The sequence below is a fragment of the Rhizobium albus genome, assembly GCA_030160035.1.
Lineage (GTDB): Bacteria > Pseudomonadota > Alphaproteobacteria > Rhizobiales > Rhizobiaceae > Georhizobium > Georhizobium albus.
Window position 1 is genome coordinate 445,831 of record BSNO01000003.1, and the last position, 22,685, is coordinate 468,515.

At 61.7% G+C, this 22,685-nt stretch carries 16 protein-coding genes; 10 read left to right on the top strand and 6 right to left on the bottom strand.

Features of this window, described 5'->3' with window-relative positions:
• Positions 1-2: 2 nt before the first annotated feature.
• The 3 genes from glgB to QQL76_RS09965 are packed head-to-tail and all read right to left on the bottom strand — an operon-like array spanning position 3 to position 7,476.
• The gene (gene glgB, locus QQL76_RS09955; protein WP_499207497.1) at positions 3-2,192 is read right to left on the bottom strand and encodes a 1,4-alpha-glucan-branching protein; all 2,190 of its coding nucleotides are present in this window, start codon (positions 2,190-2,192) and stop codon (positions 3-5) included.
• Positions 2,189-5,491, bottom strand: a complete 3,303-nt coding sequence (gene treS / locus QQL76_RS09960; protein ID WP_499207498.1) for a maltose alpha-D-glucosyltransferase — start codon at positions 5,489-5,491, stop codon at positions 2,189-2,191. Before treS ends, glgB begins: the two co-directional genes overlap by 4 nt.
• Positions 5,488-7,476: an alpha-1,4-glucan--maltose-1-phosphate maltosyltransferase gene (locus QQL76_RS09965; protein ID WP_499207499.1), complete on the bottom strand. Its 1,989-nt coding sequence runs from the start codon at positions 7,474-7,476 to the stop codon at positions 5,488-5,490. Before QQL76_RS09965 ends, treS begins: the two co-directional genes overlap by 4 nt.
• Positions 7,477-7,622: 146 nt before the next feature.
• Here QQL76_RS09965 and QQL76_RS09970 point away from each other — a divergent pair, with 146 nt between their 5' ends.
• Positions 7,623-7,883 (top strand): DUF2934 domain-containing protein, encoded by a 261-nt coding sequence (locus QQL76_RS09970; RefSeq protein WP_499207500.1) that lies wholly within the window; start codon positions 7,623-7,625, stop codon positions 7,881-7,883.
• A 239-nt stretch (positions 7,884-8,122) separates the two neighbouring features.
• Here the strand turns inward: QQL76_RS09970 and QQL76_RS09975 are convergent, their stop codons facing one another.
• The gene (locus tag QQL76_RS09975) at positions 8,123-9,238 is read right to left on the bottom strand and encodes a mandelate racemase/muconate lactonizing enzyme family protein (RefSeq protein ID WP_499207501.1); all 1,116 of its coding nucleotides are present in this window, start codon (positions 9,236-9,238) and stop codon (positions 8,123-8,125) included.
• Between the two features lie 403 nt (positions 9,239-9,641).
• On the opposite strand from QQL76_RS09975, the gene QQL76_RS09980 reads away from it, so the two are divergent.
• From QQL76_RS09980 to QQL76_RS10000, 5 genes are all read left to right on the top strand, one after another.
• A complete protein-coding gene (locus tag QQL76_RS09980) occupies positions 9,642-10,625 on the top strand; it encodes a TRAP transporter substrate-binding protein (RefSeq protein ID WP_499207502.1) in 984 nt (327 codons plus the stop codon).
• A gap of 20 nt (positions 10,626-10,645) precedes the next feature.
• Positions 10,646-11,128 (top strand): TRAP transporter small permease, encoded by a 483-nt coding sequence (locus QQL76_RS09985; RefSeq protein WP_151984252.1) that lies wholly within the window; start codon positions 10,646-10,648, stop codon positions 11,126-11,128.
• A 33-nt stretch (positions 11,129-11,161) separates the two neighbouring features.
• Complete coding sequence (locus QQL76_RS09990) at positions 11,162-12,448, top strand: TRAP transporter large permease (protein WP_499207503.1); 1,287 nt, start codon at positions 11,162-11,164, stop codon at positions 12,446-12,448.
• 62 nt (positions 12,449-12,510) lie between these two features.
• Entirely contained in the window at positions 12,511-13,446 is a 936-nt protein-coding gene (locus tag QQL76_RS09995) for a Gfo/Idh/MocA family protein (protein WP_499207504.1), read from the top strand.
• Positions 13,439-14,800, top strand: coding sequence for an MmgE/PrpD family protein (locus QQL76_RS10000; protein ID WP_499207505.1), 1,362 nt, complete (start codon positions 13,439-13,441; stop codon positions 14,798-14,800). The genes QQL76_RS09995 and QQL76_RS10000 overlap by 8 nt, the downstream gene beginning before the upstream one ends.
• Before the next feature lie 9 nt (positions 14,801-14,809).
• Here QQL76_RS10000 and QQL76_RS10005 read toward each other — a convergent pair whose 3' ends face one another.
• Together QQL76_RS10005 and larB are read right to left on the bottom strand one after the other, a co-directional pair.
• Positions 14,810-15,892, bottom strand: coding sequence for a LacI family DNA-binding transcriptional regulator (locus QQL76_RS10005; RefSeq protein WP_499207506.1), 1,083 nt, complete (start codon positions 15,890-15,892; stop codon positions 14,810-14,812).
• The gene (larB, locus tag QQL76_RS10010; protein ID WP_499207507.1) at positions 15,889-16,641 is read right to left on the bottom strand and encodes a nickel pincer cofactor biosynthesis protein LarB; all 753 of its coding nucleotides are present in this window, start codon (positions 16,639-16,641) and stop codon (positions 15,889-15,891) included. Before larB ends, QQL76_RS10005 begins: the two co-directional genes overlap by 4 nt.
• A gap of 140 nt (positions 16,642-16,781) precedes the next feature.
• Between larB and QQL76_RS10015 the strand changes: the two genes are divergently transcribed.
• From QQL76_RS10015 to QQL76_RS10030, 4 genes are read left to right on the top strand one after another with little or no spacing between them, the layout of a single operon-like run.
• Positions 16,782-18,497, top strand: coding sequence for an IlvD/Edd family dehydratase (locus QQL76_RS10015; protein WP_499207508.1), 1,716 nt, complete (start codon positions 16,782-16,784; stop codon positions 18,495-18,497).
• 10 nt (positions 18,498-18,507) lie between these two features.
• Positions 18,508-19,830, top strand: a complete 1,323-nt coding sequence (locus tag QQL76_RS10020) for a nickel pincer cofactor-dependent isomerase, group 22 (RefSeq protein ID WP_499207509.1) — start codon at positions 18,508-18,510, stop codon at positions 19,828-19,830.
• 1 nt (position 19,831) lies between these two features.
• The gene (locus tag QQL76_RS10025; protein WP_499207510.1) at positions 19,832-20,923 is read left to right on the top strand and encodes a Gfo/Idh/MocA family protein; all 1,092 of its coding nucleotides are present in this window, start codon (positions 19,832-19,834) and stop codon (positions 20,921-20,923) included.
• A 25-nt stretch (positions 20,924-20,948) separates the two neighbouring features.
• Positions 20,949-22,670 carry a GMC family oxidoreductase gene (locus tag QQL76_RS10030; protein WP_499208347.1) on the top strand — a complete coding sequence of 574 codons (1,722 nt, stop codon included), beginning with the start codon at positions 20,949-20,951 and terminating at the stop codon, positions 22,668-22,670.
• The last annotated feature ends 15 nt before the right edge of the window (positions 22,671-22,685 follow it).

Consider the following 22,685-nt stretch of genomic DNA (forward strand, 5'->3'; position numbering starts at 1 on the left):
GGTCAGGATGTCCTTGTGGGCGTGAGGAAAAGGGTTGCGAGTGGTGGCAGGGTGAGCGTGAGCGACTGGGGCTGGCCGTGCCAGGGCTGGTCGTCGGTCGCGATGCCGCCGGCATTCGTGACGCCTGAGCCGCCGAAGGCCGGATCGTCCGTGTTCAGGATTTCCTGCCACGCGCCGGCTACGGGCACGCCAATGCGATAGCCGATCAGGACCTGCGGCGTCATGTTGGCGACGACGGCAACGGGCGGCATGTCTGGCTCGCCGAAGCGCAGGAATGAAAAGACGCTGTTGGTCGTGTCCCCGCCTTCGATCCACGCGAAACCGGAGGGGTCGCAGTCTCGCTGATGGAGCGCGGCTTCACTGCGATAAACGCCGTTCAGCGCCCGCACGAGCGCCTGCGTTCCTCTGTGGAAGGGGTCGTCGAGCAGATGCCAGTCGAGCGAATAGTCGTGCCGCCACTCCCGCTCCTGCGCGAATTCCCCGCCCATGAACAGAAGCTTCTTGCCCGGATGGCCCCACATGAAGCCAAAATAGGCGCGCAGGTTTGCAAATTTCTGCCAGCGATCGCCCGGCATGCGGGTGAGGAGCGAGCCCTTTCCGTGCACCACTTCGTCATGGCTGAGCGGCAGCACGAACTTTTCGGAGAAGCCGTAATGGATGCCGAACGTCATCTTGTGATGATGATGGCGGCGGTAGAGCGGGTCTTCCTTCATGTAGGCCAGGGTGTCGTGCATCCAGCCCATGTTCCACTTGTAGTCGAAGCCAAGGCCGCCATCCTCGCTCGACCGGCTGACGCCCGGCCAGGCGGTCGATTCCTCCGCGATCATGACGGCGCCATCGGCGGTCTCGTGCACCAGCCGGTTCGCCTCCTGGAGGAAGGAGACGGCGTCGAGGTTCTCGTTGCCGCCATAACGGTTGGGGATCCATTCGTCGTGCTTGCGGCTGTAGTCGAGGTAGAGCATCGAGGCGACGGCATCGACGCGCAGACCGTCAACATGGAACCGGTCGAGCCAGAAGAGCGCGCTCGACGTCAGGAAATTGGCAACTTCGGTGCGCCCGAAATTGTAGATCAGCGTGTTCCAGTCCTGATGGAAGCCGAGGCGTGGATCTTCATGCTCGTAGAGCGCCGTCCCGTCGAAGCGCGCCAGCCCGTGCGCGTCGCTCGGAAAATGCGCCGGCACCCAGTCCATAATCACGCCGATGCCGGCCTGATGCAGCCTATCGACGAGGCGGGAGAAATCCTCCGGGCTCCCGAAGCGGCTTGTCGGTGCGAAAAGGCCGATCGGCTGATAACCCCAGGACCCGGTGAAGGGGTGCTCCGTTAGCGGCAGGAACTCCACATGGGTGAAGCCCATGTCCACGACATAGTCGACGAGTTCCTCGGCTGCCGTCGCATAGTCGAGCAACGCGCCATCGGCGCCGCGTCGCCAGCTGCCGAGATGCACCTCGTAGATCGAAATCGGCTGGTCCGGCCGTTGCAGGTTCTGTCTGCGGGAAAGCCAGTCGCCGTCGTCCCACGACACATCGCCAAGCCCGTGTACGATCGAGGCCGTCGCCGGCGGCGTTTCCTGATAGAACCCGAAAGGATCGGTCTTGAGCGGTAGCCGGGTGCCATTGGCCCCGATGATCTCGAATTTGTAGCGATGCCCCGGTTCGACGCCCGGGATGAAAAGCTCGAAGAGGCCGCCGCCAAGCCGTCGGCGCATGGGATGGCGCCGCCCATCCCAGAGATTGAAGTCGCCGACGACCGCAACTCGTCGAGCGTTCGGCGCCCACAGCGCAAAGGCCGTCCCGGCCACACCCTGGTGCACCATGGGGTGGGCACCAAGCCTTTGGTAGAGCTGTTGGTGGCGGCCCTCCGCGATCAGATACTCGTCGAGATCGCCAAGTACAGGGCCGAAGCGATAGGGATCTTCCAGAACGTGGTGTGCGCCGTCCCAGTGCACATCGAGCTGGTAGAGCCCGCTCGGCGCACCCCGGACGATGCCCGAAAAGAGACCGGCAGGATCGATGCGGTCGAGCGCCTCCGCCTCCTGACCATCAGGCCAGACGACTGCGACCGAAAGAGCATCGGGCAGAAACGCTGTGATCCGTAAACCGTCAGGCGTGGCATGGGGTCCGAGAAGCGAAAACGGGTTGCCGAAGGTGCCATCCACGATCGCAGCAATGTCGCGGTCATTGAGGTCCGTCATGACGTGCACCCGCTGTCGCGATCGAGGATATCGATGAGGCCCTGCAACGGTATGTCGACCCAGTGCGGACGGTTAGACAGCTCGTAAGCCACCTCGTATGCGGCCTTCTGAATCTCGAAGAGATCGAGAAGGCAGAAGATGTGGGCGCGATCTGCGGGCACGGTGGTCGCATCAGCCATGGCGGCGAGATAGGTTTCGACCAAGCCGTTCCGGCTTGCTTCCAGCCATTGATCAGCCGCACGTGCGACGGCATGTGGATCGGCTTGCGGCAGCGTTCGCAACCCTTCCTGAGCCTGCGCCGCTGCATAGGCGAGTGACCGGAGAATGCCGGCGAGATCGCGCAGCGGTGACGTCTTCTCGCGTCTACTCTCCACGTCTCTGCGCGGCTCGCCCTCGAAGTCGATGATGGAGAAATCGTCACCAACGACGAGGACCTGGCCGAGGTGATAGTCTCCGTGAATGCGCGACAGATAGCCGTTCATGGGTGTCGCCAGCGCTGCACGAACCCGCTCATGCAGATCCGCCTTCCGTTCAAGAAGAGTAGCCGCAAGCTTGCTACCGGCTTGCGCCAGACCTGCTCGATCAAGGCGCTGCAGCATATCGTCGACCTCTGCTTCCACCTCCGCGACCCAGCCTGCGATATCCTCGGCAAGCATGGGACGTGGTGCGAAGGCTTCATTGTCGGTCTGCCGGGCAAGGGCCCGGTGCAGATCAGCCGTCCGTCGGCCGAGCTTTTCCCCGATCAGGAGATGTGGCGGAAAGTCCGGCATGGCGTCTTCGACAGCAGAAGTGGGAAGGGATGTTTCAACTGGGGCAAGCGCCAGCTCCTCAAGCGCGCGCTCCAGTCCCTCCGTCACCACCGTCCACGCATCCCCCTGGTTGCGGGTGAAGGCGAAGATCGAAGCGAGCGCAAAGCTCTCGTCCGCGTCGCGCAGCCATACGGCGCCGAGATAAGCGGGGGTGTGGGCAAAGCCCGCATCCTCGGTGAGATAGCGCGTCATCTCGATCTCGGGTTGAACGCCCGAGCGCAGCCGCCGGTAGACCTTGAGCAAGGCCTCGTCACCAAGCGCGACAGAGACGTTGCTCTGATCGAGGCTCAGCGTTCGAACATCGATCTCCTTGAACTCCATGGCCCGCAGGCGTTCGTTGCCTTCGAACACCACCTCATGCGACCCAGTCTTGATGGTCGCGCTCTCCTGTGCCAACAGGACGCAACTGCGCGCGAAGTCGGCTTCGAAGGTCGCATCCACGAGCGCGCCGACCACCGGCCCGCGGCGCAGCTTTGCCAGTGTTCGCCCAAGCGTCGGCGCTCCAAAGGTAAGGTTTTCTTCACCCCAGCGTGCCGCAAGCGGCATGAAGTAGCGACGCGTCTCGCCGCCGAGCGGGACATCGGCGAGCGCAAGCCGGAACCGGTCATCGACGGCGCCCAGATCCGTGATGGCCGCTCGCCCAGCGAGCTCGCCATGGGCACCCGACCAGCGCTGCAACGGCAGAAAGCTCGGCAGCACCTCCGTCTCCAGCAGCGTGCGTGCTTCGCCGGAAAACAATCCGCCAATCTCCGCGCTCCGGACGGGCAGGGTCACGAACTCCGGCAGGATCTCCGGCACGGGCCGGTGCCATGTCGGCGCGTCGGCGTCCTGCGTCAGCGCAAACCAGAAGAAACCGAAGGCCGGCAGCGTGACGAGGTAGGGCAGATCGCCAATCGGCGGAAAAGGAGAGTGGCTCGTCAGTTCAACGGGAACATGCGCTTTCCATTGGGCGAGATCGAGTTCCACCGCCTGGGCCGAGCGCGACAGATTGGCCACGCACAGAATGGTCTCCCCCTCGTGCTCGCGCACATAGGCGATGATGTGCCGGTTTGCCGGATAGAGCAGCGTCATGTTGCCCCGACCAAAGCTTGCGTGTCGGCGCCGGACGCCGACGAGACGGCGCACCCAGTTCAAAAGCGAGGAGGGGTCGTTTTCTTGGCGCTCCACATTGATCGCGCCATAGCCGTAGACCGGATCGAAAATGACCGGCAGATAGAGCTGCTGCGGATCGGCGCGTGAGAAGCCGGCATTGCGGTCCGACGACCATTGCATGGGCGTCCGCACACCATCCCGATCGCCGAGATAGTAGTTGTCGCCCATCCCGATCTCGTCGCCGTAATAGAGGATCGGCGTGCCAGGCATCGACAGAAGCAGCGAGTTCAAAAGTTCGATCTTGCGCCGGTCGTTCTGCAACAGCGGCGCGAGACGCCGCCGGATGCCGAGATTGATGCGCGCTCGGCGATCGGCCGCATAGGTCTGCCAGAGATAGTCACGCTCTTCGCTCGTCACCATTTCGAGCGTGAGTTCGTCGTGGTTGCGCAGAAAGATCCCCCACTGGCAGTTCTCGGGGATCGGCGGCGTCTGGCGGATGATGTCGGTGATCGGGTACCGGTCTTCCCGCGCAAGCGCCATGTAGATGCGCGGCATCAGCGGGAAGTGGAACCCCATGTGGCATTCGTCGCCTTCGCCGAAATAGGGTCGCGTATCCTCGGGCCACTGGTTCGCTTCGGCAATGAGCATCCTATCGCTGTAGCGCTCGTCGAGCGACGCGCGGATCTTCTTCAGGACCTCGTGCGTCTCCGGCAGGTTCTCGTTATTGGTGCCTTCGCGCTCGACAAGATAGGGAATTGCGTCGAGACGCAGGCCGTCCACGCCCATCTCCAGCCAGAGATGCATGACCTTCAGCACCTCGTCCAAGACGCGCGGATTGTCGAAGTTGAGATCCGGCTGGTGCGAATAGAAGCGGTGCCAGAAATAGGCTTTCGCGACCGGATCCCACGTCCAGTTCGAGGTCTCCGTGTCGGTGAAGATGATCCGCGTCTCCGGGAACTTCTCGTCCGTGTCGCTCCAGACGTAGAAGTCGCGCGCAGCCGATCCCGGCTTGGCATGGCGCGCACGCTGGAACCACGGATGCTGATCGGACGTGTGGTTGATGACCAGTTCCGTGATAACCCGAAGCCCACGCTTGTGCGCAGCGGTGACGAAGGCTCTGAAGTCCCGCATGCGGCCATAGACGGGATTCACCTGCCGGTAGTCGGAGATGTCGTAGCCATCGTCGCGCAACGGCGACGGATAGAAGGGCAGGAGCCAGACCGCCGTGGCGCCAAGCGCTTGTATATAATCGAGCCTCTCGATCAGGCCCTGGAAGTCGCCGACGCCGTCGCCGTTGGAATCGTGAAACGCCTTGACGTGCAGCTGGTAGATAATCGCGTCTTTGTACCAATCGGTCTGGGAACGATCGATTGCGTCATTAGGCTGGATGAGCTTCATGCCGTCACCTCGTCGAGCGAGAACAGGCGCCAGACGGCATAGGGCCGCTCCAGCGGGTCGAGGCGCAGGCGGTGCATCTTGCCCTGCCAGATGAACCGGTTGCCGTGGAGCACGTCTTCCACGCCGACAGCGCCATCGTCGTCGAGCCCGAACTCCCAGAGCGGCACCTCGAATTCGAAGTCCTGCGGTTCGCGGGCGTTCAGGTTGACATGGAAGAGGAAGAGATCGCCGGTCAGGCGATCATGCCGACCGTAGGAGAGAACGTGCGGGTTGAAGGCGTTGAAGAAGGAAAGCTGCTCCGGTTCCAGAATGTGCGGATGCGCGTGCCGCAGCGCGTTGATCGCGCGAACGTCGTCCTTGATGTTGCCGGGAGCATCGAAGTCGCGATGTCGGAGCTGGTACTTCTCTGAATCGAGATACTCCTCCTTGCCCGGCACCGGCGCGGCCTCGCAAATCTCGTACCCGGAATAGATGCCGTAATTTCCGGTAAGCGTGGCGGCGAGCACGAACCGGACCTGAAAGCCCGCGCGGCCGTTTTCCTGCAGGTAGTATGGGTTGATGTCCGGCGTGTTGGCGAAGAAGTTCGGCCGCATGTAGTGGCGACACGTCTCGATAGTCAATTCCGTGAGATAGGCCTCCAGCTCGCTCTTGGTGTTGCGCCAGGTGAAGTAGCTGTAGGACTGCGTGAAGCCGAGCTTGGCCAGCCGCTTCATCACCTTGGGGCGTGTGAACGCTTCCGACAGGAAGATCGCCTCGGGATGCCGCGCCTTGACCTCGCCGATCATCCATTCCCAGAAGGGGAACGGCTTGGTGTGCGGATTGTCGACGCGGAAGATCGTGACGCCATGGTCGATCCAGAACAGGACGACATCGCGCAGCGCAAACCAGAGATCCGGCAAGGCCTGTCCATAGAAATGGACGTTGACGATGTCCTCGTACCTTTTAGGCGGGTTCTCGGCGTATTTGATCGTGCCGTCCGGCCGCCAGTCGAACCACTCCGGATGGTCCTTGATCCAGGGGTGGTCGGGCGAGCACTGGATGGCGAAGTCGAGCGCGATCTTCAGTCCACGCGCCTCGGCCGCTTCGACGAGCGCATCGAAATCTTCAAGCGTGCCGAGTTCGGGATGGAGCGCATCGTGGCCGCCGTCCGGCGAGCCGATCGCATAAGGGCTTCCCGGGTCCGTCGCGGAGGCGGTCAGACGGTTGTTCGGTCCCTTGCGGTGTGCACGTCCGATCGGATGGATCGGTGGGAAATAGAGCACGTCGAATCCGAGATCGCGCACATAATCGAGCCGGTCGATCACATCGCGCAGCGTCCCGTGCGTCTGATCGTCGGGTCCGCAGGATCGCGGAAAGAGCTCGTACCACGCACCCGTCGCAGCGATGACCGGATCGACGACCACGCTGATCTCGTGCTCGTGGAGTGTCTGATCGAGTCTTGGGCCGCCCGTTGCGGCCAGGTCGGCAAGCTCTGACCCGAGAAGGATCTCACTCGGGTCGCTGCCCTGATGGATCCGCGCTGCAAGATCGGCCGCATCCGGTCGTTCGGACAGAAGGCTCTCGGCGAGCAGAAGACCCTCGTCGATATCCACCTGTTTCAGGACGCCGGCTGCGGCTTTCTTCGCTGCATCGCGCTGCCAGGTGCCGAAGGCGTTCCGCCAGGCAGCGATCGTGAAGCTGTGGGTGCCGATGTCTAGAAACGTGATCGCTGCCACCCAGCGATCGTTCTCCTGATGCACCAGCGGGACGACGGTCCATGGCTCAGACGCATCCGCCCGATGCCGGACTTCCGCCCCCAGCACCTCATGGCCGTCGCTGAAGATGTCTGCGCTAACCTGCATAGGAATGCCGACTACGGCCTTTGCCGCAAAGCGGCCGCCATCGATTTCGGGTTCGACATTTTCGATGGCGATGCGTCGCGCTGCCAGATCAGCCAGCGGCGACGATCGCAGCGACGAGAAATTTCCATTGGCCGTTTGGTGCATCCGAGACTCCCGCGAGGAGGTCTCCCAAGCAGGTCAGGCGCCAGTTGTTCCTTGCTGGCCGAGGTTTTCTTCTCACGCGCTGAACAAAGCGCCCGAGAAGCTGTTCGACCGGCGTGGGATATCCAACTTTCGCAAGAGGACCCGAGATGGACGATGCCGACCGCCAGGAAAACAAGCTCAGTCAGATCCGCGCGAGGGCTTATGAGCTATGGGAATCAGAAGGGCGACCGGAGGGTCGTCAGGATGTTCATTGGCGCTTGGCTTGTGAAGAATTCGCGGAAACCGAGACCGCCGGTCAGCCTCAAGATGAGGCGACACCCGATGTTGTGACAGCCAGCGTTGAAAGCCCGCCGCCCGCGCCGAAGCGCGCCACGAAGCCAAAATCACCCCGGCAGATCAAGACCTAAGAGGTATCGCCCGTTTGGCTCTACTCCGCTTGGACGCATCGCTCGGAAGTTGCCGCGCTAGCGCATCCGGGCGAGGGGCTAACACGCGATCTCTTGATCGCCGCGCACAGTCGCGCGAATTCGATTTGCCGATGCAGATGCCGACGGTCTCCGGGGCAGGGGTGGTTGCCCTGTCTGACCGATGCGATTTATGACCGACAACGGCTGAGATGCGCAATTAACCGCGCCTCCTCAACGGATCAGGCTTCGTCGAACTCCGTAATAAAATCCATGTCCAGCTCCAGCCCATGGCCCGGGCCGGCGGGGATCTCGATGAAGCCGTCGTTCGGCAGCGGCGCGTTTCGCACGATCTTGTTCGAAACATCCTCGAAGATGCGCAGGCGTTCCAGGAAAAGCGCGTTCGGCATCACGCTGACGATGTGCATGTGCATGTGCTCCATCGCGTGGGGGGCAAATTTCAGGTTCCACGCCTGCGTCAGCGCCCCGATCTTTAGCATTTCCGTCATGCCGCCGGCGCGCGCGCCGTCGAGTTGGATGATGTCTGCCGCTTCGCCGAGGATGAGGTCGCGCGCACCGTATTTCGTATATTCATGCTCGCCGGTGGCCAGGGGAATGCTGGTGCCGCGCCGCACCCGGGCAAGTCCGGGTATGTCGTCGGCGAGAACCGGTTCCTCGAACAGATAGATGTCGAATTCCTTCGCGCGATCGGCGAATTTGATGGCCGTTCCGGCGTCCCAGCAATTGTTGGCATCGATCAGCAGCCGGACATCGGGTCCGACAGCCTCTCGGACTTTGCGCACGCGCGCGAGATCGCGGTTGAGGTTCCGCGCGTTGTCCACGCCGACTTTGAACTTGATCTGACTATAGCCTTCCCCGACCATGCCCACCATTTCGTCGACCAGTTGATCGTCGTCATAAGATGTCCAGCCGCCGCTGGCATAGACGGGCAGGCGGGTCTTCCCGCCACCCAGCAACCGGTAGAGAGGCAGCCCGATGATCTTTCCTTTGAGGTCCCAAAGAGCGAGGTCCACCGCGCTCAATGCGCAATAGGTCAGACCCTTGCGGCCGACGCCTCTCAGGTAATGAAACAGTTCCTCCCACAGCACTTCGGTATCCAGAGGATCACGACCAGTGATCCTCGGAGCGATGTTGTGGCGGATCAGGCTTCGCGTCGCTTCACCACCGACCTCGTGATAGGTGAGGCCGAAGCCTTCCAATCCCTGATCCGTTGTGATCCGCACCACTGTAAAGCCGATCGTCTCGACGGTGCGCGTTGCATCGGCAAAACCTGCAGGGACGGGCGAAGACACCAGATGGACGTCGACCTTGGCAATGCGATGTTGATGCGTGGTCATCTGAATGCTCCGTTTCGAGTGGTGGTTGCCGTCAAGCCGAATAGGATATGTAAGCGGTTTAATCAATGGGTCTGACACACTCCAAGATGCGTTGATCGAGGGGCTCGATGGGGAACAAAGCGCGCCATTTGAGAGCGCCGGCGCCAAAACTTTCAGGATTGCTAATGGTGGAGATCGCCGGGTGCGCGGGTGTTTTGGGAGGTAGGTCAAAGGTTGTCGAGGGCAGCCTGACTTTTTTAGTGGCGAGTGAATTGACGGACCAAAAAAGCAATGCGAATATGTAAGCGATTACACAAGACGCCGTAATCAGGGAGAGATGGTCGGGGTTGTGCGGGTATTCCGCAAATTTGATGGCGCTGTCGCTGTCGACATCCCCGGCCGCATTGAAAAGGAGGAGTAAACGGTGAATTCGAAGCTTCTATTGACGACGGCAATCTCGCTCGTGCTGTCCGCAGGGCTTGCGGCTGCTGCTGATGTGACATTGCGCGTCGGAACGGTCTACCAGACGACCCATACGATCTCCCAGGGCAGCGCCGAGTTCGAGCGCCTCGTCGAAGAGAAGTCGGATGGCGCCATCGACGTTCAGGTCTTCTACGCGGAGGAACTCGGTTCCGAACGCGAGATGGCCGAGATGACGCGTGCCGGCGGTCTCGAGATGGTGCTGAGCGGTCTGCCGGGTACCGGTTCCTTCGTCCCCCAGCTTGAGGTGATGGAGGCCTTCTACACCTACGCGGACGTCGAAGATCTCGCGAACGTCTTCAATGCGATCTCAGACGACCTGAACGCCTTCATGGAGCCGCAGGGCTTCCATCTCGTCGGCACAATGTACCAGGGCCCACGCAATCTTCTTTCGAAGACCCCGGTGCGCTCGCTTGAAGACATGGCCGGGCTGAAGCTGCGCATTCCGCAGACGCCTCTCTTCGTCGCGCTGGCCCAGACCTGGGGCGCGACGCCCACGGCCATCAGCCTTGGCGAAGTCTACACCTCGCTTGAATCGGGTGTAATCGACGCTGTCGACGGTACTTCGGAAACGATCGTGTCGAGCAAGTTCTTCGAACGGGCCGGCTATCTCACGCTGACCCGTCACAACTTCTATCCGCAGCCGATGGTGGCCAACAAGGCATGGTGGGATGGTCTCAGCGACGAGCACCGCCAGATCATCGAGGAAGCTGCGGCCGAAGCCGGCGAGTTCCAACTCGGACTTCACAAGGCGGCCGACGAAGCTGCCATGCAGGCCATGGTCGACGGCGGCGTCGAGATCATCGAAGTCGATATCGCACCGTTCCGCGAGCCTGTGCTGGCGGCGATGGACGAGTATGTGAAGAGCAAGGGTGACGACGTCTACGCCGTCTACCAGAAGATGCTCGAAGCATCGAGCGCCGAGTAATTTGAAGAGTGAGGCCGGGGATGACAAGCGCTTATATCAAAACTCTTGAAACGCTCATCATTCTCGGCCTTGTCGCCATGGTGAGCCTGACGCTGAGCTCGACGTTGATCCGGCTCATTCCGGGTCAGGGCGGCATTTATTGGGCTGAAGAAGTCAGCCGCTACATCAGCATCTGGGTCGTGTTCCTAGCCGGAGGTCTCGGCATCCGGTACTGGATCCACCTGAACGTCGATATCTTCGTGATCATGTTGCCGGGACGCGCTCAGAACTGGCTGATGATTTTCTGCCTCGGCTTGATGCTGCTGTTCGAAGGCGTTCTCCTTTGGTTCGGAGGAACGCTGACGATCTCGAACCACGCCCAGCAGTCCGCCTCTCTCCAAATGCCCATGAGCTATGCCTACGCCGCGATTCCGGTCGGCGCAGTCATCATGATCGGTGAGACGCTCCGCCTGATCTGGCGCGAGTACACGTCTCAGCCGCGAGAATTCTTCGAGGCGGACTGAGCGTTTCGTCTGCTGCTTGCCAAGGCTTGTCTCATGATTCCTGTTCTTTTCAGTTCGTTTCTCATTCTGCTTCTGATTGGCGTACCGATCGCTTTTTCCATCGGTCTTGCATCGCTGCTTCCCATTTATCTCGAAGGCAATCTGCCGCTGTCGCTCGTGATCAGCCGGATGTTCGGCGGAATCGATTCCTTCCCGCTGATGGCGATCCCGTTCTTCATTCTGACGGGCACCTTAGCGAACGCCTGCCGGATGACTGACAAGATCATGGACCTTGCCGCGTTCATGGTCGGCCGCATGCGCGCCGGCCTCGCGCACTGCGATATCATCGCCTCGATCCTTTTCGGCGGCATCACAGGCTCTGCCGTTGCCGACGCTGCCTCGCAGGGATCTGTTCTAATCCCGAGCATGAAGGCCCATGGCTATCCCGCAGGATATGCCGCCGCGGTGACCAGTTCGTCATCGGTGATGGGATCGATCATCCCGCCCAGCACGCTTATGATCATCTATGGCTATTTGACCGGCGTCTCCACGGGCAAGCTCTTCCTCGGCGGCGTCATTCCGGGAATCCTGGTCGGACTGACATTGATGCTCGTCGCGCATCTCGAAGCGGTCCGTCTCGGCATCGGCGTCGACCATGACGCTCGCAAGCGCGACTGGGGCAATTTCCTGAAGGTGCTGCGCGGTTCGGGCCCCGCCATGCTGATTCCGATCATCATTCTCGGCGGCATCACCGGCGGTTTCTTCACCCCAACTGAAGCAGGTGTCATCGCGATCGGCACGATCCTGATCCTCGGCACATTCGTATATGGCGGCTTTACCCGGGAGAGACTGCGCAAAGCGTTTTTGAATGCTGGATTCACCACCGCGATGGTGATGCTAATCCTGGCGACATCAACGGTTTTTGCAAACCTGATGACCCGGGCGCGCGTCCAGGCTGAGATGATCGAGTTCCTGCAAAGCGTCACGGCCGTTCCGGAATTGCAGATGGCGCTGGTGATTCTTGCACTGCTCGGTCTTGGCCTGTTCATCGATGCGACCGCTGTCCTCATCATGTTTGCCGCACCTCTGGCGGCGGTCAGCGCCGGTCTCGGCTACGATCCGATCCACGCCGGCATCGTCTTCGTGATCGCATGCCTCATCGGCGGCCTCACGCCGCCCGTTGGGACGCTTCTCTTCATCGGCGCGGGGATCGCCAGGATCAGTATCGCAGAGGCGTCGAAGTCGATCCTGCCCTTCGTTCTCGCCCTGATCATCGCGACCTTCGTGTTCATGTTGGTTCCTCCGCTGGTCACCTGGCTGCCTAATCTCGCTTTCGATTGATCCGTGATCGCGCGCCGGCTGTGGCAGCGCGCGCTCTGGATTGAAATCTCGAAGGAATCCAAATGCTGAAATTCGGTGTGTGTGGCACGGCTTTTTGGGCCGACAATGTCCATATTCCCGGCCTCTTGGCCAATGAGGATGTGGAACTGGTCGGGGTCTGGGGCCGCGATGCCGGGAAGCGGGGCGACCTGGCCTCGAAGCACGGGTTGCGTGCCTTTCCCAGTTTCGAGGCGCTGTGCGATGAGGTGGATGCGCTGTCCTTCGCCGTCCCGCCGACCATCCAAGCAGAACTGGCGCCGCAGGCGATCGGGCGAGGCCTGCACGTCATTCTCGAAAAGCCGCTCGGTCCTACTCTCGATGAGGCCAACGCGATCGTCGAGGGCATCCGCAATCGCGGCACATCGGCAGTTTGCTTCCTGACACGCATGTTCGTCGACGAAGTCACTGACTTCGTTTCCGAGGCGCGCAAACTTCAGCCGGTCAAAGGCGAGGCCAGCTTTCGCTCGAACGCGTTGCTGGAAGGACCATATGCGTCGTCCTCCTGGCGCCAGGAACGGCATGGTGCCTTGCTGGACGCAGCGCCCCACGGCATGTCGGTGCTCGTTGCCGCATTGGGCCCGATCACGGAAGTTTCGGCACAATGGGCGGGTGACGGCACGTACTCGCTGGCCTTCCAACACGCCGGCGAAATCACCTCGACGCTCGATCTGAATTTGCGCGATACCGAAGTTCAGTTCGCCGAACGCTACGCGTTCGCCAACGACCGCGAGGTCTCTCTCCCGAAGCTCGCTTACAATCGCAAGGCGACCTTCACGCGCGCCAGCGAAATCCTGGTCGAGCAGGTCAAGCTTGGCCGTGAGCAAACACAGAGTCAGCTGGGGCTCGCACTTCACCTGGTGGCGGTCGCACAGGCCGCTCAGGAAAGCCTGGCGAGCGGAGGCAACGTTCAGAAAGTTGCGCCGACCGACCATCGTCTCGAAGGAGCGGTGAATGGCTGAGCATGTCGCCTATGGCCGCTTGCTCGCGCGGTTCGCCGCTCAGTGGCGCACGCGCGCGATGAGCGAGGAGGTCGCGCTCAAGACGAGGCTCCACATCATCGACACGTTGGCTGCGATCGTGTCCGGTTCTGCGCTGGAAGCGGGGCGGGCAGGGCAGCGATACGTCGAGGCCCTCGGTGGGCGCCAGGTCGCATCCGTCATCGGCACATCGATCAAGGCGCCGATCATCGAGGCCGCGCTTGCCAACGGTATGGCTGCCCATGCGGACGAATCCGACGATTCCCACGAGACGAGCCAGACCCATCCCGGCTGCGGGGTCCTTCCGGCGGTGCTTGCCGTTGCCGAAGAGGTTGGCGCGACAGGGCAGGAATTTATTGAGGCCGTCAATCTCGGCTATGAAATGACCATCCGGTTTGGCGAGGCGATGGCGCCAGCCATGAGCTTTGCGAAGTCTTCGCTGTCCTGCCACGCATTCGGCCCGCTGTTCGGCGCGGGGTTTGCTGCTGGCTACCTGATGCGCTTCGACGAGGAGAAATACCTCATCCTGCTGAACTACCTGGCGCAGGAGGCATCAGGGCTGACGACATGGCGGCTGGATGAAGCCCACACGCTGAAGAGCTACGTTTTTGCAGGCATGCCAGCAAGCAACGGAGTCAAGGCTGCGGCCTTCGTGCGGTCGGGGTTTACCGGTAGTGGTGATGTCCTCAACCCGGCAAACCGCAACTTCTTCGACGCGTTCTCCGAGGCCATGAAGCCCGAGAAACTTTACGAAAATCTCGACGGCCCTTGCCGCATCCTGGAGACGGATTTCAAGAAATACAGTGTGGGATTTCCGATCGCCGCGCCGATCTCGGCGCTGGAAAGCATCCTTGATGAGCATGCGGTCAACGCTGGCGACATTCGGGCGATCCGGATCCGATATCTCGACGATTGGTACAAGGTGATCGGTGACGAGAACCGCATGCCGGATCTGAACCTGCGCTACTGCATGGCTGTCACGATCCTGGATGGCGCGCTCACATTTGCGGCAGCCCATGACGAACAGCGGATGCTCGACCCTGCCGTGCGTGCGCTTGGCGAACGGATCAACTTTCTGCCGGCGAAGCCTGGGCAGGATCGCTTCGAGGCACGATTGGAAGTGGACCTATCGACCAGCACGCTTTCTGCGTCCCAAGGTCTCTTCGTGCTCGGTCGGAAGGAAAACCCGATGAGCGTCGAGCAGGTGCACGAGAAGGCGCGCGAGCTGCTGGAAATGGTTCTGGCCGCCGATGCGGCGCAATCCGTGATCGATCACGTGCACGCTCTGCACGAGGCACCCGACATTTCAGCTCTCGTCAGAACCATGGCAGTCTGACCGGAGACGTCAGATGTCCATTTCTCGCGGAGCGCCGGTCGAAGATCGGATAATCAATTGCGCGTTGACGCGGATCGGGAGCGCGATCTCCTCTCCATCGAGAACGTTCATCACATAGTTCGCGATGACTTGTCCCATCTCACGGCTGGGAACATCGACAGTGGTGAGCGGCGGGTCCACATGCCGCGCAAGTTCGATATCGTCGAAACCGGATATCGAGATGTCGGCCGGCACCGAGAGGCCCTGCGCCTTCGCCTCGATGACCGCGCCGGATGCGAGGTAGTCGTTGGTGCAGATCACGGCGGTCGGCCGCATCGGCTCCTCGATGATCGCTCGCATGCCTTCTCGCCCACAGCCGATCGTCCACTGCGGAACGATCTTGAAATGTTGCGGGCGAACCGCGATCCCTTCCTTGGCCAGCGTATCCTGAATGCCGTTGATGCGCAGACGGATGCGGTCGTTATGGGCGTAATTGGCGGCGATCACGCCGAACGAGCGATGGCCGAGATCGATCAGGTACCGCACCATGTTCGACATCTCGTCGTAATTGTCGATGCCGATGCAGTTCGTGCGTCCGAAGGCGCCGGTCGTGTAAACGATCACGTGCAGCACCTTGCGCTGCTCCAGCATCGTGAACAGTTCCTGGGGGTGGTCTTCGCCCATGATCACCAGGCACTCGACGCCGTTCTGGACCATCTTCGCCGCCTGATCGAGCGTTCTGGCCTCAGAAGCATCGGGACGGCCGAGCAGCAGCGTGTAGCCGCCCGAACCGAGTGCCTGCTGTAGGGATTCTAGCATCGTCGCGATGGTCTGGTGACCGAGCGTCGGGATGAGGGCGCCGATCGTGCGCGTCCTCTGGCTAGCGAGCGCCTGCGCCGCGCCGTGGGGGATCCAACCGAGCTCGGCGATGGCGGCTTCGACCCGTCGCCGGGTTTTCTCCGTGACGGTGCTTGGTGCGTTGATGACGCGAGAGGCCGTCGCGGTCGATACTTTTGCCAGGCGCGCAACATCCTCGAGCTTGACGCCGGCTTGCGTTGAGCGGCGCGAGCGGGTCTTCCGGACTTGCTTGGCTTCTTCTGCCGTATCGCTCAAACGCCCGATCCTCTTCGTTCCGCCTGCGGTGCCACCGCCAAGTCGCGGTCATTCTTCACGTCGGCCAGTCGTTGTCCGATCAACAGCATTTTGCGCGCCGCAGCTGCAGCACCAAAGCCGTTGTCTATATTGACCGTCACGATGCCTGGCGCACAAGATGCGAGCGCGGAAGTCAATGCGGCATGTCCGCCTGCCGACACGCCATAGCCGACGGATGTGGGCACGGCGATCACCGGTGCATGCACAAGCCCTGCCAGAACGCTGAACAGCGCGCCTTCCATTCCGGCAACTGCGATGATCAGTCGATACGACCGGATTTCATCGATGTTGTCGAGAAGTCGCCATAGGCCTGCGACACCGACATCGGCGAAAAGCTTTGACCCATGGCCGAAGAACTCCAGAGACCGAAGCGCTTCCCAGGCGACCGGCATGTCCGATGTCCCGGCGGCGACGACGGCAACGTCCAGGCTTTTGCTAAGCGCGGGTCCGCCAGAGCCGATCCGGGCGGTCGAGGACACGCGATCATAGTGTAACCGCAATCCCAGCTTCGACAGCGCCTCGGCTTTTTCCGGGGCCAGCCGGGTGATCAGCGCGCTGTCACGGCGGTCTTCGATCTCGCTGAGAATGTCTGCCAGTTGTTCTACGCTTTTACCCGAGGCGAAGATGGCTTCCGCGACGCCGGTTCTCGAAGCGCGATCACGGTCGATCAGGTGCTCCACTGGACCATCGTCTGGCCTCTGTTCATTCAAGCGATTTCCCGTGATCGGCACGGCGGCTCCTTGCGGTTGACGATGGACAAGACGAATTCGATCCCCTATAGCAGACGTAATTGTAAGCGCTTACTTTATCGATGTCGACTGATCTCTTAGTAGGATGAGAGCTGGAAAAAATGAGCAAAGCCAAAGGTATGCGCAAGGGGTTGGCCGGGTATGGCGATGCGGGCTTTTCCCTGTTCCTGCGAAAGGCTTTCATCAAGGCGATGGGCTATTCGGACGATGCGCTCGATCGTCCAATCATCGGTATCACGAATACCTATTCCGGCTTCAATGCGTGCCATCGCAATGTGCCCGACATGATCGAGGCGATCAAACGCGGCGTGATGCTGGCCGGTGGACTGCCGGTCGATTTCCCTGTGATTTCCATGCATGAGGCCTTCACCAATCCGACCAGCATGTATGTGCGCAATCTCATGGCAATGGATGCCGAGGAGATGATCCGCGCGCAGCCGATGGATGCTGTCGTGCTGATCGGTGGGTGCGACAAGACAGTGCCGGCGCTGCTGATGGGCGCGGCAAGTGCGGATGTCCCTGCAATCATGACCGTGACCGGTCCGATGATCACCGGCAGCCACAAGGGCGAGCGGCTCGGTGCCTGTACCGATTGCCGGCGTCTTTGGGGCCAGCACCGCGCGGGCGAGATCGACGAGGCGGAAATCGAGGAAATCAGCGGCAAGCTGGCGCCAGGCGCCGGCACCTGCATGGTGATGGGTACGGCGAGCACGATGGCGCTGGTCACAGAAGCCATGGGCATGATGCTCCCCGGTGGCGCGTCTATCCCGGCAGTCCATGCCGATCGTATGCGCCATGCGGAAGCGACAGGTGCCCGCGCCGTGGAAATCGCAGCGGAAAATCTGCGTCCGTCGATGATCATGAACAAGGCGTCGATGCGCAACGCCATGCGCGTGCTTCAGGCGGTTGGCGGCTCGACCAACGGTGTCGTCCATCTCGCCGCCATCGCCGGTCGGCTTGGATTCGATTTCGATCTCGAAGACCTCGATCAACTGGGTGCCGAGACGCCCGTTCTGGTCGACCTCAAGCCATCCGGTCAGCATTACATGGAGGATCTCTTCCGGGCGGGTGGGTTGACCACCGTCTTGCGGGAGATCCAGGATCTGCTCGATCAGGACTGCATGACGATTACCGGACGCACGCTTCGCGACAACATCGAAGCGCAGCCGCCAACCTGGAAGCAGGACGCTGTTCGTCCGATCTCGGATCCGATCCACCAGGGCGGCGGGATCCGTTTGCTCAGAGGAAATCTTGCGCCCAACGGTGCCATCATCAAGCAGGCTGCCGCGACGAAATCGCTCCTGAAGCACAAGGGGCGCGCAGTGGTCTTTACGTCTCTTGCCGACATGGCGGATCGGCTGGACTCGCCGGATCTCGATGTTGCCGCCAACGATGTTCTCGTCCTGCAAAATGCCGGCCCGAAGGGCGCGCCCGGCATGCCTGAAGCGGGCTACATCCCGATCCCGAAGAAGCTGGCAGCGCAAGGCGTGAAGGACATGGTGCGGTTGTCCGATGCGCGCATGAGCGGCACTGCCTTCGGCGCGATCGTCCTGCATATTTCCCCGGAAGCTGCAGCGGGTGGCCCATTGGCGCTGGTGCGTGACGGCGATGAGATCGAACTCGATGTTGAAGCTGGACTTCTGTCGCTGCACGTCAGCGATGAGGAGCTTGAGCGCCGCAAGACTGAATGGTCGCCGCCATCGCACGTAAAGGCCGAACGAGGCTACGCGAAGCTCTACTACGACGAAGTGCTCCAGGCCGAGGACGGCTGCGACTTCAACTTCCTGCGCGCCAAGCCACGCAGTTTGCACGACTGAGGATATCGTCATGCCGAGTGCACAGTTTCCCGAGCTGAGGTTCAAGCATCTCGAAGACGTCGTCCTGCCGAAGGTGGCGCGCGTCCGTCTGCGCCATCCGGCCGGCGATCCGATTACCGACATCCCAGGTGCAGCGGAGAAGGCGATCCGCTCCTCCGCACGGCTGAACGCCATGCCGGCCGGAAGCGCGATCGCCGTCGCACTGGGCAGCCGTGGGATCAACAGCATCCCGACGGTCGCCCGCACGGTGATCGACACGCTGAAGGCCATGGGCCATGCACCCTTCGTGGTTCCGGCGATGGGGAGCCATGGCGGCGGGACGGCGGAAGGCCAGGTGAAGGTGCTCGCCAATCTCGGTTTGACGCCCGAAGCGCTCGGTTGCGAGATCAGGGCAACCATGGACGTCGTCGACTATGGTGAGACCCCAGACGGGGCACGCTGTAAGTTCGACAAGAACGCAGCAGGCGCCGATGCGGTCGTGGTGATCAACCGCGTGAAGTCCCATACGACCTTCGATCGGCCGATCGAGAGCGGTCTGGTCAAGATGACAGCGGTCGGTCTCGGCAAAGCGGATGGGGCGCGGGCCGTCCATCGCACCGGTCCGCCGGCACTCAGCGAGACCTTGCCGGCGCTCGCGAAGATCGCGCTTCAGCATTCGCCGATCGCATTCGGCATTGCGCTCGTCGAAAACGCAGCGAAGCAACTGGTCGTGCTGGAAGGCGTTGATCGAGACGACTTCTTCGAAGCGGACGAGCGTCTTCTCAAGCTCGCCAAAACCCACATTGCGCGACTGCCCTTCGACCACATCGATGCTTTGGTCGTCGAGCAGATCGGCAAGGATATTTCGGGCGCAGGCATGGATCATGCGGTGACGGGGAGGGCGGATCTCCGATCGATACCCAATCCGCCTCCCTTCGTTTCGCGGATCGCGGTACTCGGCCTATCCAAGGCGACTGGCGGCAACGGGCTCGGTGTCGGTCTCGCCGATTTCACAACACTCGACGTCGCCGCCAAGGTCGACGTGCAGCAGATCTACATGAACTCGTTGACTTCCACGCTCGTCGAGAAATCGCGCTTTCCGATCGTGCTCCCGGATGACCGCGATGCGTTGCGCGCGCTCGTTTCAACCTCCTGGTCTAGAACCGATCCGGAAACCGGGCTCTGCATCATCCGCTCGACGCTTCACCTGGACGAGGTCCTGCTGTCCGAAGCGCTTCTGACCGCCATGCGCGCCAGTGCAAACTACGTGGACGAGGGGCCCCTGGAGGATCTTCGGTTCGACGAGGCGGGTCGGCTCCTCACCCGCGCCTATGCAGCGGATATGGCGGCCTGAAATGAGCGATCGGGACAGGAAGCGGTTGCGCGTCGCCATCATCGGCTGTGGATGGGTCGCCGGCAGCCAGATCGAGCGGGGCTTCGATGCCCTTAACGATCGTTTCGACGTGTCGGCATGTTGCGATCTCGACGAGGTACGGGCTAGGTCCTTTGCGGACAAGCACGGCATAGAGCGGGTCGCCAGCTACGAGGCCATTCTGGCGAGTGACGAGGTGGACGTCGTCAGCATCTGCACGCCGCCTTCCATGCATCATGCGATGGTGATGGCGGCACTCGAGGCCGGCAAGGACGTGATTTGCGAAAAGCCTTTCACCAGCTCGTTGCGGCTGATGGACGAAGTCATCGCAGCCGAAAAGCAATCCGGACGCCGGGTGATGCCGATTTTCCAGTACCGCTTTGCTCCGGGCATCGCGAAGATCAAGGCGCTGATCGCATCGGGTTTGTGTGGTCGCGCCTATGTTTCCTCCGTGGAGACGGCATGGCTTCGCGGGCCCGCCTACTACTCGGTGCCATGGCGCGGCAAGTTCGCGACCGAGCTGGGTGGCGTGCTCTTGACCCAGTCGATCCACATCCACGATCTATTCGCGTGGCTGATGGGCCCGATTGCCGAAGTGCGGGGCTTCAAGACGACCAGGGTCAATCCGATCGAAGTGGAGGATTGCGCGGTGGCGAGCCTTCGCATGGCCGATGGCTCTCTCGCCTCACTGACCGCGACGCTCGGTTCGGTTCGTCCGAGCACCCGCATCCGGCTTTGCTTCGAGAACATGGTCATCGAGCGTTACTGCCGTGACGAAAACGCGATCCGCCCTGGCTACGAGCCATGGGAAGTGACGGCGGCGGCGCCGGAGCTGCAGGAACAGGCAGATGCGATCCTGGCCGCAGCACCCGTCGGGCGCGAGGACTTTGCGGGCCAGTTCGAGGATTTCGCGGACTCACTCCTGAAGTCGCGCCCATTCGCCGTCACGCTCGAGGATGCCCGGCGATCGCTGGAACTCATCACGGCACAGTTCCACGCGGCCGAAACGGGAGAAACGGTCATTCTGCCCATCACGGAAGAACATCCGCGTTACGATGGTTGGGTGCATGTCTGAGAAGGCAACCGGCGAGATGGCCGAGATTTACGACTTCATCATCGTGGGTGGCGGAAGTGCAGGGTGCGTGCTCGCCAACCGGCTTTCATCCGATCCATCGACGCGGGTGCTCCTGATCGAGGCGGGCGAAGACACGCCCCCGGGCCGCGTTCCTACGCCGATCCTCGACAGCTTTGCCGGACTTGCCTACCTGAATGCACGCTTCCTCTGGAACGATCTGAAAGCGACGACGGAGGCCTCTTCCCCGGAAAAGCCGGATGCATCGCGGCCGTTGCGCAAATACGAGCAGGCGAAGGTTCTGGGTGGCGGGTCCGCGGTTAATGGACAACTCGCCAACCGCGGTGCGCCGCATGACTACGACGAGTGGGAAGCCAAGGGCGCATCCGGCTGGCGGTGGGAAACGGTGCTTCCGTACTTCAGGAAGCTCGAGCGCGACGTCGATTTCGATGGCCCGCTGCACGGGCAGGACGGACCGATCGCGATCTCGCGTGTCGACGAAAGCCTTTGGCCCGAACATGCCCATGCCATGGCGCGCGCATTCAAGAACGCTGGCTTCGCCTATGTTCCGGATCAGAACGGCGAGTTCGTCGACGGATATTATCCGGTGGCAATCAGCAACATCTATGACCGCCGCGTAACGACGGCGATCGGCTATCTCGGCTACCGCGTGCGCAGCCGCGAGAACCTGACTCTGATGACCGACACGCAGGTCACGGGCCTGTCGTTCGAGGGCCTCACCTGCACCGGCGTTTCGGCAGTGACGGGCGATGCGCCGGAGCGGCAATATCGTGCGCGGGAAGTCATCCTGTCGGCGGGCGCGCTCCACTCGCCGGCACTTCTCCTGCGCGCCGGGATTGGCCCGGCCGATGACCTCAAACAACTGGGCATCGATGTCGTGGCGGATCGCCAGGGCGTCGGCCGCAGGCTCATGGACCATCCGTCGGTCGCCGTTGCGGCCTTCATCAAGCCGGGAGCTCGGATTAACGGACGGACCCGGCGCCACCTCATGCTTGGACTGCGCTTTTCGTCCGAGCTTCATGGCGCACCGCGCGGTGATATGGCCGCATCGATCGCCTCGAAGTCTGCCTGGCACGATGTGGGCAGTCAGCTTTCCACCGTGAACATGTGGGTCAACAAGACCTTCTCGGAGGATGGTTCGGTGACCTTGGCCAATCGCGATTGGCGCATCGAACCGAAGATCGACTTCAACCTTCTGTCGGACAGCCGCGATCTCGATCGGATGATGCTCGGCTACCGCAAGCTTGCGGCAATCGTACTGAGCGAAGAGCTTGCAGGTGTGGTGAGCGACGTGTTTCCCGCAAGCTACAGCGACAAGGTTCGCCAGGTCGGCGCACTCAACGCACGAAACCGTCTGGCGACTGGCATGCTTGCACGCCTGCTCGACGGTCCCGAAAAGCTGCGTAGCCTTCTGATCAACACGTTGATCGTCGAGGGCGACCCGATGTCGGTCCTGATGAAGGACGATCATGCGCTCGAGGCGTTCATTCGACGCGCTGCTGTCGGCGTGTGGCACGCGTCCTGTTCCTGCCGAATGGGAGCGCATGACGACCCCAGGGCCGTGACCGATTTCGACGGGCGCGTTCACGGCGTCAACGGCCTGCGCGTCGTCGACGCCTCCATCTTTCCCGGAATTCCGAGCGGGAACACCAATTTGCCAACGATCATGGTCGCCGAGCGCATCTCGGACATCATCCTCGAGCAGAGGCGCCGCCAGGTAGCGGCCTGATCGACATCAGGAGAG